This window comes from Brevundimonas sp. UBA5936, assembly GCA_002430835.1.
Lineage (GTDB): Bacteria > Pseudomonadota > Alphaproteobacteria > Caulobacterales > Caulobacteraceae > Brevundimonas.
In genome coordinates this window covers 1-15,819 of record DJDA01000054.1, presented here as the reverse complement: position 1 = coordinate 15,819, position 15,819 = coordinate 1, and the positions used below count along the sequence as shown (strand labels likewise).

At 68.9% G+C, this 15,819-nt stretch carries 16 protein-coding genes and 2 pseudogenes; 12 read left to right on the top strand and 6 right to left on the bottom strand.

The features are described from left to right. Both B2Y21_RS05725 and B2Y21_RS05720 read left to right on the top strand, forming a co-directional pair. A pseudogene (locus tag B2Y21_RS05725) lies at positions 1-258 on the top strand (ABC transporter ATP-binding protein); the annotation flags it as partial. Between the two features lie 22 nt (positions 259-280). Continuing rightward, positions 281-1,297: an HlyD family secretion protein gene (locus B2Y21_RS05720; RefSeq protein WP_292057834.1), complete on the top strand. Its 1,017-nt coding sequence runs from the start codon at positions 281-283 to the stop codon at positions 1,295-1,297. 198 nt (positions 1,298-1,495) lie between these two features. Here B2Y21_RS05720 and B2Y21_RS05715 read toward each other — a convergent pair whose 3' ends face one another. Both B2Y21_RS05715 and B2Y21_RS05710 read right to left on the bottom strand, forming a co-directional pair. Next, on the bottom strand, positions 1,496-2,293 hold the full coding sequence (locus tag B2Y21_RS05715; RefSeq protein ID WP_292057832.1) for a crotonase/enoyl-CoA hydratase family protein: 798 nt from the start codon (positions 2,291-2,293) through the stop codon (positions 1,496-1,498). 126 nt (positions 2,294-2,419) lie between these two features. Next, entirely contained in the window at positions 2,420-2,581 is a 162-nt protein-coding gene (locus B2Y21_RS05710; RefSeq protein WP_162938831.1) for a hypothetical protein, read from the bottom strand. A gap of 165 nt (positions 2,582-2,746) precedes the next feature. On the opposite strand from B2Y21_RS05710, the gene B2Y21_RS05705 reads away from it, so the two are divergent. Both B2Y21_RS05705 and B2Y21_RS05700 read left to right on the top strand, forming a co-directional pair. Further along, entirely contained in the window at positions 2,747-2,965 is a 219-nt protein-coding gene (locus B2Y21_RS05705; protein ID WP_292057830.1) for a DUF1289 domain-containing protein, read from the top strand. A 76-nt stretch (positions 2,966-3,041) separates the two neighbouring features. Further along, positions 3,042-3,533 carry a retropepsin-like aspartic protease family protein gene (locus B2Y21_RS05700; protein ID WP_003166129.1) on the top strand — a complete coding sequence of 164 codons (492 nt, stop codon included), beginning with the start codon at positions 3,042-3,044 and terminating at the stop codon, positions 3,531-3,533. Positions 3,534-3,540: 7 nt separating this feature from the next. On the opposite strand, the gene B2Y21_RS05695 is transcribed toward B2Y21_RS05700, so the two are convergent. Beyond that, positions 3,541-4,380 carry an LD-carboxypeptidase gene (locus tag B2Y21_RS05695; protein WP_292057828.1) on the bottom strand — a complete coding sequence of 280 codons (840 nt, stop codon included), beginning with the start codon at positions 4,378-4,380 and terminating at the stop codon, positions 3,541-3,543. 79 nt (positions 4,381-4,459) lie between these two features. Between B2Y21_RS05695 and B2Y21_RS05690 the strand changes: the two genes are divergently transcribed. From B2Y21_RS05690 to B2Y21_RS05670, 5 genes are all read left to right on the top strand, one after another. Continuing rightward, positions 4,460-5,848, top strand: coding sequence for a UDP-N-acetylmuramate--L-alanine ligase (locus B2Y21_RS05690; protein ID WP_292057825.1), 1,389 nt, complete (start codon positions 4,460-4,462; stop codon positions 5,846-5,848). A 117-nt stretch (positions 5,849-5,965) separates the two neighbouring features. Continuing rightward, positions 5,966-7,567: an ATP-binding protein gene (locus tag B2Y21_RS05685; protein ID WP_292057824.1), complete on the top strand. Its 1,602-nt coding sequence runs from the start codon at positions 5,966-5,968 to the stop codon at positions 7,565-7,567. 64 nt (positions 7,568-7,631) lie between these two features. Then, complete coding sequence (locus B2Y21_RS05680) at positions 7,632-8,303, top strand: PepSY-associated TM helix domain-containing protein (RefSeq protein ID WP_292057822.1); 672 nt, start codon at positions 7,632-7,634, stop codon at positions 8,301-8,303. 11 nt (positions 8,304-8,314) lie between these two features. Further along, positions 8,315-8,830: a DUF2271 domain-containing protein gene (locus B2Y21_RS05675; protein WP_292057821.1), complete on the top strand. Its 516-nt coding sequence runs from the start codon at positions 8,315-8,317 to the stop codon at positions 8,828-8,830. 55 nt (positions 8,831-8,885) lie between these two features. Then, complete coding sequence (locus tag B2Y21_RS05670; RefSeq protein ID WP_292057820.1) at positions 8,886-9,953, top strand: FAD:protein FMN transferase; 1,068 nt, start codon at positions 8,886-8,888, stop codon at positions 9,951-9,953. A 7-nt stretch (positions 9,954-9,960) separates the two neighbouring features. On the opposite strand, the gene B2Y21_RS05665 is transcribed toward B2Y21_RS05670, so the two are convergent. The 3 genes from B2Y21_RS05665 to B2Y21_RS05655 form a co-directional block, all read right to left on the bottom strand. After that, positions 9,961-10,638, bottom strand: coding sequence for a Fe2+-dependent dioxygenase (locus tag B2Y21_RS05665; RefSeq protein ID WP_292057818.1), 678 nt, complete (start codon positions 10,636-10,638; stop codon positions 9,961-9,963). 83 nt (positions 10,639-10,721) lie between these two features. Next, entirely contained in the window at positions 10,722-12,983 is a 2,262-nt protein-coding gene (locus B2Y21_RS05660; protein ID WP_292057816.1) for a TonB-dependent receptor, read from the bottom strand. A 111-nt stretch (positions 12,984-13,094) separates the two neighbouring features. Beyond that, a complete protein-coding gene (locus B2Y21_RS05655; RefSeq protein ID WP_292057813.1) occupies positions 13,095-14,309 on the bottom strand; it encodes an NAD(P)/FAD-dependent oxidoreductase in 1,215 nt (404 codons plus the stop codon). A gap of 116 nt (positions 14,310-14,425) precedes the next feature. On the opposite strand from B2Y21_RS05655, the gene B2Y21_RS05650 reads away from it, so the two are divergent. The 3 genes and pseudogenes from B2Y21_RS05650 to B2Y21_RS05640 form a co-directional block, all read left to right on the top strand. After that, positions 14,426-14,710, top strand: a complete 285-nt coding sequence (locus B2Y21_RS05650) for a YerC/YecD family TrpR-related protein (RefSeq protein WP_292057811.1) — start codon at positions 14,426-14,428, stop codon at positions 14,708-14,710. A 9-nt stretch (positions 14,711-14,719) separates the two neighbouring features. Then, complete coding sequence (hisG, locus tag B2Y21_RS05645) at positions 14,720-15,601, top strand: ATP phosphoribosyltransferase (RefSeq protein WP_292057809.1); 882 nt, start codon at positions 14,720-14,722, stop codon at positions 15,599-15,601. Further along, positions 15,601-15,819: pseudogene (locus B2Y21_RS05640) on the top strand (histidinol dehydrogenase); the annotation flags it as partial. The gene hisG and the pseudogene B2Y21_RS05640, both read left to right, overlap by 1 nt.

Here is a 15,819-nt window from a genome sequence, read left to right as displayed (position 1 = left end):
ATCGCCCGCGCCCTGGCCAAGGATCCGCAGATCCTGTTCGCCGACGAACCGACCTCGGCTCTGGACGGCGAGAACGGCCAGATCGTGATCCGCCTGCTGCGGCGCGCGGCGACCGAGCACGGCGCCGCCGTCATCTGCGTGACCCACGACCCGCGCCTGGAAGCCTGGGCCGACCGGGTCATCCACATCGAAGACGGCGTGATCATCGACGATCAGCGCCGAACCCCCAATCCCGACGCCGTCCTGGCCTCGCACTGACCCCGATCCTCTGAGGACTCACATGCCCGCATTTCTGAAAAACAAATGGCTCTGGATCGGCCTGGCGCTGCTGATCGTGCTGATCGTCGGCTTCAGCATGGTGCAGAAGGCCGGCGCCGCGAAGAAGGCCGAACTGGCCCAGGCCGCCGAGAAGAAGGTCGAAAGCCCCTACTCCGCCATCGCCAACGGCAAGATCGACATTGAGGGCGGCATCATCCAGATCGCAGCCCGCCGCGGCGGCGTGGTGCGCGAGGTTCTGGTGCAGGAAGGCGACCTGGTGAAGGCCGGTCAGATCCTGGCCCGCCAGGAAGACGACGAACCGCGCCTGGCGCTGCAGACAGCCTCGGCCACCCTGGGCGAAGCCGAAAGCCAGCTGCGCCTGATCAACGTCGACATCGCCACGGCCCAGCGCGAGTATGATCGCCTGCAGAAGCTGGTCGCCACCAACTTCGTCGCCGCCCAACGTCTGGACCAGGCCCGCGACGCCATCGCCCAGGCCCAGGCCCGCCTCGGCTCGCAGCAGTCGGCGGTGCAGAGCGCCCGCGCCCGTCGCGATGAAGCCGCCTACAACGTCGAGATGACGGTCATCCGCGCCCCCGCCGACGGCCGCATCGTGCGCCGCTACGCCAACCCCGGCGCCGGCGCCTCGACCCTGAACGTGTCGAACATGTTCGACCTGGAGCCGGCCGCCCCGCGCATCGCCCGCGCCGAGATCGTCGAAGCCGACATCCCCAACGTCGCCGTCGATCAGGCCGTCGAGATCACCCCCGAAGGCGACCCGTCCAAGGTCTATGTCGGCAAGGTGCTGCGCCGCGCCGCCGTCTTCGGCGCCCGCAAGCTGGCCTCGGACGATCCCTCGCAACGCACCGACGAGCGCGTGGTCGAGGTGGTGGTCGCCGTCGACGAAGCCCCGCTGCTGATCGGTCAGCGCGTCCTGGTGAAGTTCATGAAGCCGGGTGAAACGGCCGGCGCCAAACGCGAGACCGCCTCGACCGGCGTGCCCGCTGCGCGCGCCATGAAGGCCCCCGCCCGGGCGTAAGGGCGGATCGGGATAAGAACGGAAAGGGGCCTCATGCGAGGCCCCTTTTTTGTTAGCTTCTCGCCCTCCTCTCCGCTCATCCCGGCGGACGCCGGGACCCAGTGCTTTGGCTCACTTGCGGAGGCGGAATGGGCAGGCGCGGTGCACGCGGCTCTCACTGGGCCCCGGCGTCCGCCGGGGTGAGCGGAAGAGAGGAACTCAGCTCCCCGTAAATTCCCCTGCCCGCTTCTCCAGCACCGCCGTCACGCCTTCGATGTGGTCGTCGGTCAGGTGAGCGAGGGCCTGCATGGCGGCGGACAGCTCCAGCATCTGGTCGAAATTCATGTCGCGGCCCTGGCGCAACAGGGTCTTGGCCATGCGCAGGGCCTGGGGCGGCTGGGCGGCGATCTGACCGGCCATCTCCATCGCCTCGTCCATCAGGGTCTCATGCGGAACGACGCGGTTGACCAGACCCCATTGCTCGGCCGTGGCGGCGTCGATCGAGCGGGCGGTGAACAACAGTTCGGCGGCGCGGTTGTAGCCGATGTTCCGCGGCAGCAGCCACGAGCCGCCGTCGCCGGGAATAATGCCCAGCTTCATGAAGGGCACGCCGAAGCTGGCGCGGTCCGAGGCGATGCGGATGTCGCCCAGCCCGGCGATGTCGCAGCCCAACCCCATGGCCGGGCCGTTGACAGCGCTGACCAGCGGAACCTCCAGGCCGTAGAGTGCGCGCACGATGCGGTGGACGACGCGGCGATAGCGTTCGCGGATGGCGGCGCCCGAGCCTTCGAACAGGTCGCGGCGGTCCTTCATCGCCTTCAGGTCGCCGCCCGCCGAAAAGGCGCGTCCGGCCCCCGTCATCACCACGCAGCGGATCGAGGGGTCGGCGTTGACGGCATCGCAGGCGGCGGCGAAAGCCTCGCCGTCCTCAAGGTCCGGCAGGGCGTTCAGACGGTCGGGCCGATCCAGGGTCCAGACCATGACCGCGCCTTTGCGCTCTTCGACGATCAGACCCATGACGCGCTTCCTCTTCTCCAATGAAGCTGTGGGTGTCGGCCAGGGCGCGGCGCGATGGCAAGGGCGGAATTAAAAAACCCCGGTCGTTCTGACCGGGGCTTCTGGCTGGATCATCCAGTCTCGCGACTACGCGCGCGGCCGTTTGATCGTTATGGGCACGAAGTTGGACGGATGGCTGACCACGCGGTCGCCTGCGCCGTTCATCTGCTTCGTGTTCACCAGCATCCCGCCGAATAGGGCGAAGGACAGCATGGCGTGCTGGAGATTGCGCTCTTTGTTTTCGTTCATTTTTGGCGTCTCCTTTCGCTGAACGATGAAAGAAGACACGTCGTGCTTATTGGGACTCTCACCCTGTCAGTCGTTTCGCGTCGACGATGAAGATAGCGAAGCTGTGGAAAAAGTCAAGAATTATAGTCCGCTCTCGGACTCATTGTAGCGATAGCGTCACGAATCATGACCGAAGCTCCCGCTCCTCGCCCGCCGCGCCGCGTCGCCAGCCCATGCGTCATGGTCTGCACCGTCGACGGCGCGTCGGGCCTGTGCCTGGGCTGTTTCCGCACGCTTCAGGAGATCGCCACCTGGAGCCGGATGACGGACGAGGCCCGCGCCGCCGTCATGACCGACCTTCCGAGCCGCAAAGGCCGGATCGATCCTCGCCTGCTGGGCGAATGAAGACCCTGGATCGTCAACCTTTCGTTCGCCACGTCGCTTCACCGCATGGGAAGATCAAGGCGGCATAGTCCGTTTCATGATCCGCTTTGACCCGCGCTCCGCTGTCGTTTTCGCCGCCGCCCTGGCGTCGGCGTCGGCGTGCATCGGCGCCCTGATGTGGTGGGAAGGCCCGGCCCAGGCCTACGCCGCCGTGGCCCTGAAGGAGGCGCCGTCGGTGACGCGCGCGGCCGACGGCCACTATTGGGCCGAGGCGACGGTCGAAGGGCGGCCGATGCGGATGCTCGTCGACACCGGCGCCAGCGTGGTGACGCTGAGCCGCGCCGACGCCGAACGGCTGGGCGTGCGGCTGAAACCCCATGACTTCAACCAGACGCTGAACACCGCCTCGGGCCAGGTGCCCGCCGCGCGGGTTCTGCTGACCTCCCTGTCGGTGGCGGGGGTCGAGATGACCTCGGTCGAGGCGCTGGTCGTCGATCGCGACATGCCCGCGGCCCTGCTGGGCATGAGCTTCCTCGGCCGGCTGTCGGCCTTCGAGGCGCGGCCCGACGGCCTGATCCTGAGAGGCTGAACGCGCCTCAGCCACGCCGACCGAAGGGCACGACCTTGTTGTCCCGGTCATGGCCGATGTCGGCGCCGCCCAGATAGGGAATCCCCGACCGCACGCACCAGTACCGCACGATCTCCTCGGCCGTCAGGCCGAAGTCCGGGTCGTTGGCGGTGACGTCCGACACCCGGCCCAGACGAATGCCCGCGACCCGGCGAATCGAGGCCTGGCCGGTCAGGTGAAACATCATCCGGTCGACGCGATAGAGGGCCTCGGACACCTCTTCCAGCATCAGGACGTGGCCGGTCAGGTCCGGCTCGATCGCCGTGCCGACCAGTTCGTTGAGAATGGTCAGGTTGAAGCCGACGGCGGGCCGAGGATCAGTCAGCAGGGACGGCTCCAGCGACGCCGCGTCGCCGCTCCGCAGCCAGTTCACCGCCCGCAGGCCCGTGGCGTCATGGCGCGACCCATCCGAAGCCATCGGCCCATGCGCGACATGGGGAAAGCCCGCGCGATACAGCGCCGCCAGCAGGCTGCCTGCGTCGGAATAGCCGAGGTAACGCTTGGCGTAGGCATGGGCGGTCAGTTCGGGGATCACCGCCTCGGCGATGCGGCAGGCGCCGTAACCGCCGCGCGCGAACCAGACGGCGTCGATATCGGGGTCGTTGGCGGTCTCGACGAAGGCGCGGGCGCGGGTGGCGTCGTCGCCGCCGAAATGGCCGTGCGCCTCGAACAGGGCCGGATGCAGCACCAGTTCGACCTCGCCGCTCGGCCAGGTCGCCGCCGCCCAGGCCCGGATCGCCTCGCCCCGCGCGGGGTCCAGGCGGGAGCTGGCGTTGACGACGCCGATTCGGAACGGTCTGGTCTGCATGGACGGGGTGGCCTCGGGCGCCTCACGTGCTAGTCAGGCCGCCGGACATTCCCCGGTTTCCAGCCCCGAAATCAAGCCGATGAACAAAGACTATTTCTTCTGCGGCGTCGGCGGCTCCGGCATGCTGCCCCTGGCGATGATCGTTCAGGCGCAAGGCAACCGCATCGCGGGCTCCGATCGCGCCCTGGATCAGGGCCGCACGCCGGACAAGTTCGACTGGCTGCGCGCCCACGGCGTAACCCTGCACCCGCAGGACGGATCGGGCGTGATCAGCAAGGATCAGGTGGTCGTCGCCACCGGCGCGGTCGAGGACACGGTGCCCGACATCGGCGCGGCCAAGCGCGTCGGCGCCCTCATCAAGACCCGGCCGCAGCTGCTCAGCGAACTGTTCAACGCGGCTCCGACTTCGATCGGCGTGGCGGGCACCAGCGGCAAGTCCACCATCACAGGCATGATCGCCTGGATCCTGGATCAGGCGGGCCGTGCGCCGACCGTGGTCAACGGGGCGGTGATGAAGAACTTCGCCGACGCAGACCATCCGTTCGCCAGCGCCCTGATCGGCGGACCAGACCTGTTCGTGGCCGAGGTGGACGAGAGCGACGGCTCCATCGCCCGTTATGACCCGACCGTGGCGGTCGTCTCCAACATCTCGCTGGACCACAAGTCGATGGAGGAGCTGCGCGACCTGTTCGGCGGCTTCGTCGGCCGGGCGACGACGGCGGTGCTGAACCTCGACAACCCCGAGACGGCGGCGCTGGCGCAAACGCTGGAGACGGGCAAGGCGATCACCTTCGCCCTGGGCGAGGAAGAGGCCGATCTGTCGGCGCACGACCTGCAGCCGCTGCCCACCGGCATGACGTTCGAACTGCGCGTGCGCGGCGAGGCTGCGCGAGCGGCGCGGCTGAACGTGCCGGGCGCGCACAATGTCGCCAATGCGCTGGCGGCGCTGGGCGCGGTCAAGGCGCTGGGCGTCGGCATGGATCAGGCGGTCGCGGCGCTGGAGACCTTCAGCGGCATCCGGCGGCGGCTGGAGGTGGTGGGCGCGCGAAACGGCGTCACCGTCATCGACGACTTCGCCCACAACCCGGACAAGATCGCCGCCACCCTGAAGACCCTGCACGCCTTCGACGGGCGGCTGCTGATCCTGTTCCAGCCGCACGGCTTCGGCCCGTTGAAGCTGATGCAGCGTGAGTTCATCGAAGGCTTCGCCGGTCTGATGCGCCATGACGACGTGCTGCTGATGCCCGAGCCGGTCTATTACGGCGGCACCACCGACCGCAGCGTCGGCAGCGAGGACATCGCGGCGGGCGTGCGCGCGGCGGGTCGTCAGGCGCAGGCCCTGGCCACCCGCGCCGACTGCGGCGACCGCATCGTCGAGATCGCCCAGCCCGGCGACCGGATCGTGGTCATGGGCGCGCGCGACGACAGCCTGTCGACCTTCGCGGCCGAACTACTGGCGCGTCTCTGATTATCCGCTCTCGGATTATCTGTCAGATTAGCCTTGCAAAACATTCACTTCCGGCAAATCGCCTGTTAAGCGCCCTGGCCTAACCCTGCTCTCGCAAGAAGCAGGAGACGGCTGGAAATGGCCAGAATCGGAGACTTCGTGGACGCCTCGGCGCCCATGGCGCCGGACGCGCCGGGGGCCGACGCCCTGGCCCGTTTCGAGGCCGAGCCCGAGACCCTGGTCATCGCTGTGGCCGACGCCGACGGGCGGCCCGTCGGCCTGATCGAGCGCAACGCCTTCACCCTGAAGCTGGCCGCCGAGTTCGGCCGCGCCCTCTACGCCCGACGCCCGGTCTCGGCGCTGATGGACCCGGCGCCCATGATCGTCGAGGCGGACGCCTCCGCCGACGTCCTGTTCGCCTCGATGGATACGGCGGGGCTGGGCGCCTTGCTGAAAGGCTTCATCGTCGTCTCGCGCGGCCGCTATGTCGGGGTCGGCGCCGGGCTGCACGTGCTTCAGGCCGGAGTGGCGATCCACAAGCGCCGCGCCGAGGCCATGGCCGAGCTGGCCCAGAACCTGGTCCGCGCCGAGGCCGAAGCCCGCGCCTCCAGCCGGGCCAAGTCCGAATTCCTGGCCGTCATGAGCCATGAGATCCGCACGCCGCTGAACGGGGTGCTGGGGGTGGCCGCCCTGATGGAGCGGCAGCTGACGCAGGAGGATCTGCGCCCTCACGTCCGCACCATCCTGGACTCCGGAAACAGCCTGCTGCGCCTGCTGACCGATGCGCTGGACATGTCCCGCGCCGAAGCCGGGATGCTGACGCTGGAGCCCGCCCCGCTGGATCTGCAGACAGTGACGGCGGACCTGTCGGCCCTGTGGAGCCCCCGCGCCGAGGAGAAGACGCTGGACCTGCGCGTCCACGGCGATCTGCGCGCCGCGCGCTGGATCATCGGCGACGAGATGCGGTTGAAGCAACTGCTGAACAATCTGATCGGCAACGCCCTCAAGTTCACGGAAGGCGGCGCCGTCGAGGTGCGCCTGGCCACCGCGCTGGAGGACGGACAGGTGCGCCTGTCGGCCACAGTCGACGACAGCGGCCCCGGCGTCAGCGAAGACGCCGCGCGCGCCATCTTCGAGCCGTTCAACACCGGCGAGGCGGGCCGCCAGGGCGCGGGCGCCGGGCTGGGCCTGGCCATCTGTCGCCAGATCATCGACCGCATGGAGGGGCGTCTGAGCGTCGAGCGCTCGCCCCAGGGCGGGGCCCGCTTCCGCTTCGACCTGCGCCTGCCGCTGGCCGAGGCCGACGGACGGCGCGAAGACGGCGCCGTCGCTGACCCGACCGCCCACGCGACCCTGCACGTGCTGGTGGTGGACGACAACGCCGCCAATCGCTTCGTCGCGGGTCAGGTGCTGAAGCTGTTCGGCTGCACCCACGAGACCGCCGAGAACGGCCGCCAGGCGATTGATCGCGTGACGACGGCGCCCTTCGACCTGATCCTGATGGATGTGAAGATGCCGGTGATGGACGGGGTCGCCGCCACCCGCGCCATCCGCGCCCTGCCCAGCCCGGCCGCCTCCCTGCCGATCCTGGCCCTGACAGCCAACGCCGACCCGCGCGACGAAGCCTCCTACCTGGCGGCGGGCATGGACGGAGTGGCGCAGAAGCCGATCCAGCCCGAGGCCCTGCTGAACGCCATCCGCCTGGTCCTGTCGCGTGGCGAGACGGCCCAGGCCGCCTGACCGGATCAGCGGCGCCGACAGTCGCGGTTGCAAGTCATTTGCATTTCGTGGCAAGGCCGTTGTCGTGACCGACGCCGCCGCCTCTCCTGCCAAGCCCGCCGCCCAGCCGAAGGCCAAGGCCGCACGGCCGCCCGCGCGCGCCTTCTGGTTGAGGCAGTTGCAAAGCTGGCACTGGATTTCGGCGGCGGTCAGCATGATCGGCCTGCTGCTGTTCGCCGTGACGGGCGTCACCCTGAACCACGCCGCACAGATCCCGGCCGAGCCGATCGTGCGCGAACAGACCGCCGTCCTGCCCGCCCCTCTGCTGGCGCGGCTGGCGGCGTTCCCGCAGGAGACGACCGATCCCGCGCCCGACGCCGTGGCGCGCTGGGCGGATGCGGCCTTCGACGTCCGCATCGCTGGAAAGCCGACCGAGACGACAGCCGAGGAAATCTACGTCGCCCTGCCCATGCCGGGCGGCGACGCCTGGCTGACCATCGACCGGGCGACGGGCGAGGCCCTGCATGAAAAGACCACGCGCGGCTGGGTCGCCTGGCTGAACGACCTGCACAAGGGCCGCAACACCGGCGCGGCCTGGTTCTGGTTCATCGACGCCTTCGCCGTCGCCTGCATCGTCTTCACCCTGACGGGGCTGGGCCTGTTGTGGTTGCACGCCTGGCGGCGGCCCCTGACCTGGCCGCTGGTCGGGCTGGGGCTGCTGATCCCCGTCGTGCTCGCCCTGTTCTTCATCCATTGAGGAGCCGCCTCATGCGTCCGCTTCCCCTGATCCTGACCGCTGCGGGTCTTTCGGCGGCCGCCGTGCCCGCCCTGGCCGCCGACCTGTCGGTGTCGATCGAACTGCCGCGCATCAACAGCGCCGCCTATCACCGCCCCTATGTCGCCGTCTGGATCGAGAAGCCAGATCAGAGCGCCGTCCAGACCCTGGCCGTCTGGTATCACCCCGGCAGCCGCAACAGTCAGGGCGACGGCACCGACTGGCTGAGGGATCTGCGCGCCTGGTGGCGCAAGGGCGGCCGGGCCATGGCCATGCCCGCCGACGGAATCTCCGGCCCGACCAAGGCCCCCGGACGGCATGCCGTCACCGTGCCCGGCGCGCGCCTGCGGAACCTGCCCGCCGGGCAGTACACGCTGGTCGTCGAGGCGGCGCGCGAGATGGGCGGGCGCGAGTCCGTGCGCGTGCCCTTCCGCTGGGGCGCGGCCAATACCGCCGCCGGGACCGGATCGTCCGAACTGCGCGCCGTGCGCGTCGCCGTGACCCGCTGAACGATCCCGGTCATAAGGGGCCTTCGTCTCTTTCAGCCAGACCGTTGCGCCGCCCATGAAACGATCCGCCTCCGCCCCCTCGCCGATCCTGATCGGAGGGCCGGACGACAGCCGACGCGACGACCGCGTTCTGATCCCGCCCATGACCGGCGCGCCCGAACGGCCGCCCAGCGACCTGATCTGGTCCCTGTCGGGCGAGACCATGGGCACGACCTGGTCGGTGCGGCTGGTTCCGCCGCCGGGCGCCGCCCAGGGCGACTTCGCGACGGCGATCGAGGAAGAACTGGCCCGCATCGTCGCCGTCTTCAGCCCGTGGGAGGCCGACAGCGAAATCAGCCGCTTCAACGCCGCCCCGGCCGGAACCTGGGCTCTGTCGGACGACTTCTGGGCCCTGCTGACCCAGGCGCTGGATCTGGCCGACGACGTCAACGGCGCGGTCGATCCCAGCCTGGGCGCCCTGGTCGACCTGTGGGGCTTCGGCCCGCCGGGGCCGCGCTCGGTCCTGCTGCCCCTGCCGTCCGACGAAGAGGTCGAGGCGGCGCGCGCCGTCTCGGGCTGGCAGAAACTGCGGCTGCACCGCGAAGCCCAGGCGGCGATCCAGATCGGGGACATGAAGCTGGACTTCTCGGGCATCGCCAAGGGCCATGCGGTCGATCGCGTCTCGGACCGGCTGAGCGCCCTGGGCGCGACCTCGCACCTGGTCGAGATCGGCGGCGAACTGAAGGGGCGCGGCGTCAAGCCCGACGCCCAACCCTGGTGGGTCGAGATCGAGGCCGTCGCCGGATCGCCCGCGCCGCGCACGGTGGCGGCTTTGCTCGACCTGGCCATGGCGACTTCGGGCGACGGGCGCCGCGCCTTCACCCATGAGGGGCGGCTCTATTCGCACACCCTGGACGGCGCGACGGGGCGGCCGGTCGACAACGGCCTGGCCCAGGTCACGGTCTTCGACGCCTCGGCCATGCGCGCCGACGCCCTGGCCACGGCGTTGACCGTGCTGGGCCCGATCGAGGGGCCCGAACTGGCCGATGCCCTGGGCCTGGCCGCTCATTTCACGCAACGCACGCCCGACGGCCTGGTCGAGCGCATGACCCCCGCCTTCGCCGCCATGCTGGACGACGCCTGAGGAAGCGTCAGACCTCGGACCAGCGCCGCAGCAGGTTGTGATAGACGCCGGTCAGCTCGATCACCGCCGCATCCTTCGGCCCCTTGTCCAGATTGACGCGCTGGATCGCCACGTCGAGGCGGAACAGGTTCTCGCGATCGGCGTCGTCGCGGATCAGGCTCTGCAGCCACATGAAGCTGGAGACGCGCGCCCCGCGCGTGACCGGCGTCACCCGGTGCAGGCTCTTGGACGGATAGAGGACCAGATCGCCCGCTGGCAGCTTGACCGACTGGGCGCCGTACATCTCCTCGATGATCAGCTCGCCGCCGTCATAGTCCTCGGGTTCGGACAGGAAGAGGGTGGCCGACAGATCGCTGCGAATGCGATGGCCGTCGCGTTGGCGGATGGCGTTGTCGACGTGCGTGCCGAACTCGCCGCCGCCCTCATAACGGTTGAACAGGGGCGGAAAGATCGTGTGCGGCAAGGCGGCCGAGACGAACATCGGATTGGCGTTCAGGGCCTGGACGACCAGGGCCGATACCTCGCGCGCCTGGGCGCTGTCCTCGGGCAGTTGCAGGTTCTTCTTGGCCGTCGCCGACTGATGGCCCGAGGTCATGTTGCCGTCGGCCCACGGCCCGGCGTCCAGCGTCTGGCGCAGGGCCTGCACCTCGGCCTTGGTGAAGACTTCGGGGATGTGCAGCAGCATGGCTCTCTCACCGTCTGGAAACGCATCGGCCCCGCCGCTCGAACGAACGACGGGGCCGACATGATGACGCGAAACGCGGCCTCTTAGTAGCGGACGTTCAGCGTCAGGATGGCCTGGCGCGCCGGGGCCACATCGGCGTGGTGCACGCCGTTGGTGCGGATGATGTACTCCTCATCCCCGGCGTTCTGGACGTTCAGCTGCACCGAGGCGCGGTCGCTGATGTCGTAGGAGGCGAACAGGTCGACGCGGGTGTATTCCGGCGCATAGACGCGGTTGGCGCCGCCGCCGGCCCCGCCCTGGTTCCCGCCCCAGGACTTGGAGACGTAATAGACGCCGCCGCCCAGGCTCAGCTTCGGCAGGACGCGATAGGTGGTGAACAGGCTGGCGCTGTGCTCGGGCGTATTGGCCAGTTGCGCGCCCTTGTTGACCGCGCCGTTGACCAGTTCGGAATCCATCCAGGTGTAGCCGCCGAAGACCTGCCACTTGTCGGTGACGTTGCCCGACACGCCCAGTTCCAGACCCTGGACCTTGGCTTCGCCGACCTGCTCATAGTCGGAGCCGGAGATCAGGATGGCCGCGTTCTTGCGCGTCAGGTGGAACAGGGCGCCGCTGAGCGCCAGGCGGTCGCCGAACAGATTGGCCTTGGCGCCGATCTCGAAGTTTTCGGTCTCTTCCGGGTCCAGCACGACATTGGCCAGATCGCCCGATCCCGTCCCCGTGCCGCCGTTCTGATCCCCGGCTGAAATGGTCGGCGGCGTCGAGGCCGTGGAATAGGAAGCGTAGATGCTGCTGTTTGCCGTCGGCTTGTAAACCAGGCCGACCTGATAGTTGACGAAGTCCCAGCCGCTGCTGACCGGCTTGTAGACCGGCGCCGAAACCGTGCCCGAGGCGTTGACCGCGTCGACCGAATAATCGTCCCAGCGCAGGCCCAGGTTCACGATCAGCTTGTCGCTGAGGTGAATGGCGTCGAAGGCGTAGACCCCCACGGAATCCGTGTCGGTCGTGCTGACCAGACCGCGCGTGATCGTGCCCGTCCACGGGTCGTTCGGGTTCGGCGCATAGACCTGGGTGCAGTCCAAGCCCGTCAACGGAGCCGGGCAGGCCGTGCCGGTCAGGGTCGTGACCGTATAGGAGGCGTTGCGGTTCTTCTCGCGCGACAGCTCCAGGCCGACGTCGAAGTCGTGCTTGATCGCGCCGGTCAGGAAGGAGCCGTGCAGGTCGGTGACGTTGGCCAGGGTCTCGGCCGGGTTCCAGCGCGACTTCAGGCCCCGCTTCATCCACCAGACGCCGTTGATCTGCTGAGCCGCGCCCCCGTCGCCGGGGTTGGTGACGACATAGTCGTTCAGCGTCTGCGAGTAGCGGGTGACGTTGCGCAGGGCCAGGGTGTCGCTGAAGCGGTGCTCGATCTCCAGCGTCAGGCTGTCGACCGTATTGTTCAGATAGTCGCGCGCCTTCAGGCCGTAGAAGCTGTCATAGGGCACGTCCAGGATGCCCGAGGCGTCCGGACGCGGCGCGTTCGCCCCGCCCAGCTTGGTGTAGAGCGGGACGCCGTAGTCGGGCATCTGATTGCTGTCGAGATGGTAGTAGCTGGCCGTCAGCGTCGTCGGCGTACCCAGACCCACGGCGACCGCAGCCCCGACACCCCACTTGTCGAAATCGGCTCCGTTGCGGCCCGGCACGTCGCCCTGCGAGGCCATGACGTTCAGACGCATGGCGGCGGTCGGACCGACCTGCCAGTTGGCGTCCACCGTGCCGCGCAGATAGTCGTCCGTGCCGACGCCGGCCGAGCCATGGACGAAGTTGGTCAGACGCGGCGACTTGGAGCCCAGATTGATGCTGCCGCCGCCCGAACCGCGACCCGAATAGACGGAATCGGCGCCCTTGATGACCTCGACCTGCTCCAGGTTGAAGACCTCGCGCTGCTGGCCGCCGGTGTCGCGGATGCCGTCGACGAAGATGTTGTTGCCCGAGGCCTGACCGCGGATGAAGGGCCGGTCGGCCAGGGGCTGCCCGCCTTCGCCCGCGCCGAAGGTGATGCCCGGCGAGGTGCGCAGGATGTCCTGCAAGGAGGTGGCCGCGGTCTGTTCGATGATCTGCTGCGGGATCACCGTCACGGTGCGCGGCGTATCGACCAGAGGCGTGACGAACTGTGGGTCTTTCGGCTCGCGTTTCACGCGATGGCCGTGCACATCCACCGTGCCCAGGTTGGTGGCGTCCTGACTGATCACCCCATCGGCGGGCGCGGCCTCGTCAGCCGCCGCGATCGCGGGCGCGGCGCACAGCATCCCGGCGGCGCTGGACGCGAACAGGAGCGCCTTAAGGGCGGCGGAGCGAGTGTCGGACATGGGGAGGAACCGGTCAATGAATGAGACCGGCTCGCATTAGCACCATTTCAGGGTGCGACAATCTGACTCCTGCGACTAAATCGCACTTGCGGAACAGGTGTCACACGCAGGTCACACCTGGGGCTTGGCGACCGCCTTGATCGATACCGTCGGATCGGCCAGCAGGGCGTCGTCCACCGCCGCTCCCTTCCCGATCAGCAGACGGCCGCCCATGAAGTCGGCCGGGGCGTTGACCGCCTCCACCGCCACGATCCTGTCGCCGCTGAGGTGGAAGACGGAGAAGGCGCCGCCGGCCGGATCGCCGCGCACCAGTTGGCGGTCGGCGTCGAAGGGCACGCCCGCGATCTGCAGCTTGACGTCATACTGGTCAGACCAGAACCAGGGGACTTCCGGCGCCGGGGCCGCGCGGCCGACGATCGCGCTGGCCGCCTGCTTGGCCTGTTCAAGCGCGTTGGGCACGCTCTCCAGCCGATGCATGACGCCGCCGTGGACCGGGATCGGCCGCCGCGTCACATCGCCGATGGCGTAGATGTTCGGATCGCTGGTGCGGGCCGTCTCATCGACCACCACGCCGTTTTCGCACGTCAATCCGGCCGTGCGCGCCAGAGCCTCGCAGGCGAAGGCGCCGACGCCGACCAGCACCGCGTCCGCCGCGATCAATGTCCCGTCCGCCAGGCGCACGCCTGCATCCTCGAACCCCGCGACCTCGGCGCCGGTCAGGATCTCGACGCCATGTTTCCGGTGCAAGTCGGTGAAGAAGGCCGACAGGGGCTGCGACGCCACGCGGGCCAGCACCCGGTCCATGCGCTCGATCACCACCGCCTTGGCGCCCAGGACGCGGGCCGAGGCCGCCGCCTCCAGCCCCACATAGCCGCCGCCGACCACCGCCAACCGCTTGCCCGGGGCCAGCACGGCCTTCAGCCGCTCGGCGTCGTCGAGGGTGCGCAGCTCCAGCAGATCGGGCCGGTCCACGCCGGGGATGGCCAGCTTTCGGGCCGTCGAACCGGTGGCCAGGATCAGCACGTCGTAGGTCTCGACCGTTCCGTCGGCGAAGGTCACGGTCCTGGCCGCCGCGTCGATGGCGCTCGCCGTGACGCCGGTGCGAAGCGCGATGTCCTGCTCGGCGTAGAAACTCTCGGGGCGCAGCAGCAGGTCTTCCAGACCCGCCTCGCCTTTCAGCCAGGCTTTCGACAGGGGCGGCCGCTGATAGGGCGGCGCACTCTCCTGCCCCGCCAGGACGATCTCGCCCTCATGCCCATACTGCCTCAGCAGCGCCGCCGCCGAGCCCCCCGCGTGTCCCGCGCCGATGATCACTACCTTGCTCATGACAGCGCAGATAGAGACGCCGGAAGCGAAGCGCCACCGCGTTTGGCGCCATCGTTGGGCCGATAGGCGGGAAAACCGGTTGACCGTTCCATTGTTACAGCATAATGGAACACGCCATGAGCACCAACGCCGCCAGGACTGCATTGCTGGACGCCCTGCTCTCGCTGAAAACGCGGGAGGAGGCAGACGCGTTTCTGGCCGATCTGTGCACCCCGGCCGAGCTACGCGCCATGGCCGAGCGGTGGCAGGTGGCGCGGATGCTGGACGCCGGGGACAAGACCTATCGCGAGATCGCCGCCGAGGCCCCGGCCAGCCCGACCACTGTCGTGCGCGTCGCGCGCTCCCTGAAGGACATGCCGCACCAGGGCTATCGGCTGGTGCTAGACAGACTGAAAGCCTGAGTTGAGATCATGAGTACGGTTCAGGGGCGGCTGCGCATCGCCGTCCAGAAATCCGGCCGCCTGGCCGAACGCAGCCTCGATCTGGTCCGCGATGCGGGCCTGCGCGTGATCAAGGGCAACAACGACCTGCTGTATCGGATCGAGAACTATCCGATCGACCTGCTGCGGGTGCGCGACGACGACATCCCGACCTTCGTGGCGGACGGGGTCTGCGATCTGGGCATCGTCGGCGAGAATGTGCTGGAGGAAGTGAAGAACGGCGGGCCGAACGCCGAGGTCGTCATGCCGCTGGGCTTTGGCCGCTGCACGCTGAAGATCGCGACGCCGCCGGGGCTGGACTATGCCGGACCGCCGTCGTTGCAGGGGCTGCGGATCGCGACCTCATACCCCAAGATCCTGCGCCGCTTTCTGGATGAGGCAGGGGTGGACGCCGACATCGTCACCATGCGCGGCGCGGTCGAAGTGGCCCCGCGGCTGAAGCTGGCCGCCGCCATCTGCGATCTGGTCTCGACCGGGGCGACGCTGGAGGCCAACGGCCTGAGCGCGCGCGAGACGGTGCTGAACAGTCAGGCCGTGCTGATCAAGGCTCCGACGCCGCCGGAGGCCGGGCTGCAGCACCTGCTGGACTCCATCGTCGAGCGAATGGCGGGCGTGGTGTCCTCGCAAGGGGCCAAATACGTGATGCTGAATGCGCCGCGCGCGGCGCTGGACCGGATCACGGCTCTTCTGCCCGGCGCAGGCTCACCGACCGTCATGCCCCTGTCGGGCCGCGACGACGCCGTGGCCGTCCACGCCGTCTGCCAGGAGGCGGTCTTCTGGGAGACGCTGGAGAAACTGAAGGCGGAAGGGGCTTCGGCCATCCTGGTCCTGCCCATCGAGAAGATGATGTGATGAAGCGTATCGACTGGAACCAACTCGACGCCGCCGGGCGCAAGGCGGCGCTGGCCCGCCCGCAGCGCCGCACCGAGGGCTTTGTCACCGGTGTGGTGCGCGAGATTTTCGACGACGTGCAGGCGCGCGGCGGCGAAGCCGTGATCGACTGGGCGACCCGTCTGGACGGCGCCGCGCCGCGCCGCATCGAGATCACCGAGGCGGCCGCCGCCCAGGCT

Coding starts and splice junctions, on each gene's coding strand:
- B2Y21_RS05650 (WP_292057811.1), top strand. CDS start 14,426: ATGAGCACCAACGCCGCCAGGACTGCATTGCTGGACGCCCTGCTCTCG.
- B2Y21_RS05705 (WP_292057830.1), top strand. CDS start 2,747: ATGACCGAAGCTCCCGCTCCTCGCCCGCCGCGCCGCGTCGCCAGCCCA.
- B2Y21_RS05685 (WP_292057824.1), top strand. CDS start 5,966: ATGGCCAGAATCGGAGACTTCGTGGACGCCTCGGCGCCCATGGCGCCG.
- hisG (WP_292057809.1), top strand. CDS start 14,720: ATGAGTACGGTTCAGGGGCGGCTGCGCATCGCCGTCCAGAAATCCGGC.
- B2Y21_RS05665 (WP_292057818.1), bottom strand. CDS start 10,638: ATGCTGCTGCACATCCCCGAAGTCTTCACCAAGGCCGAGGTGCAGGCC.
- B2Y21_RS05670 (WP_292057820.1), top strand. CDS start 8,886: ATGAAACGATCCGCCTCCGCCCCCTCGCCGATCCTGATCGGAGGGCCG.
- B2Y21_RS05700 (WP_003166129.1), top strand. CDS start 3,042: ATGATCCGCTTTGACCCGCGCTCCGCTGTCGTTTTCGCCGCCGCCCTG.
- B2Y21_RS05675 (WP_292057821.1), top strand. CDS start 8,315: ATGCGTCCGCTTCCCCTGATCCTGACCGCTGCGGGTCTTTCGGCGGCC.
- B2Y21_RS05715 (WP_292057832.1), bottom strand. CDS start 2,293: ATGGGTCTGATCGTCGAAGAGCGCAAAGGCGCGGTCATGGTCTGGACC.
- B2Y21_RS05695 (WP_292057828.1), bottom strand. CDS start 4,380: ATGCAGACCAGACCGTTCCGAATCGGCGTCGTCAACGCCAGCTCCCGC.
- B2Y21_RS05690 (WP_292057825.1), top strand. CDS start 4,460: ATGAACAAAGACTATTTCTTCTGCGGCGTCGGCGGCTCCGGCATGCTG.
- B2Y21_RS05720 (WP_292057834.1), top strand. CDS start 281: ATGCCCGCATTTCTGAAAAACAAATGGCTCTGGATCGGCCTGGCGCTG.
- B2Y21_RS05655 (WP_292057813.1), bottom strand. CDS start 14,309: ATGAGCAAGGTAGTGATCATCGGCGCGGGACACGCGGGGGGCTCGGCG.
- B2Y21_RS05710 (WP_162938831.1), bottom strand. CDS start 2,581: ATGAACGAAAACAAAGAGCGCAATCTCCAGCACGCCATGCTGTCCTTC.
- B2Y21_RS05660 (WP_292057816.1), bottom strand. CDS start 12,983: ATGTCCGACACTCGCTCCGCCGCCCTTAAGGCGCTCCTGTTCGCGTCC.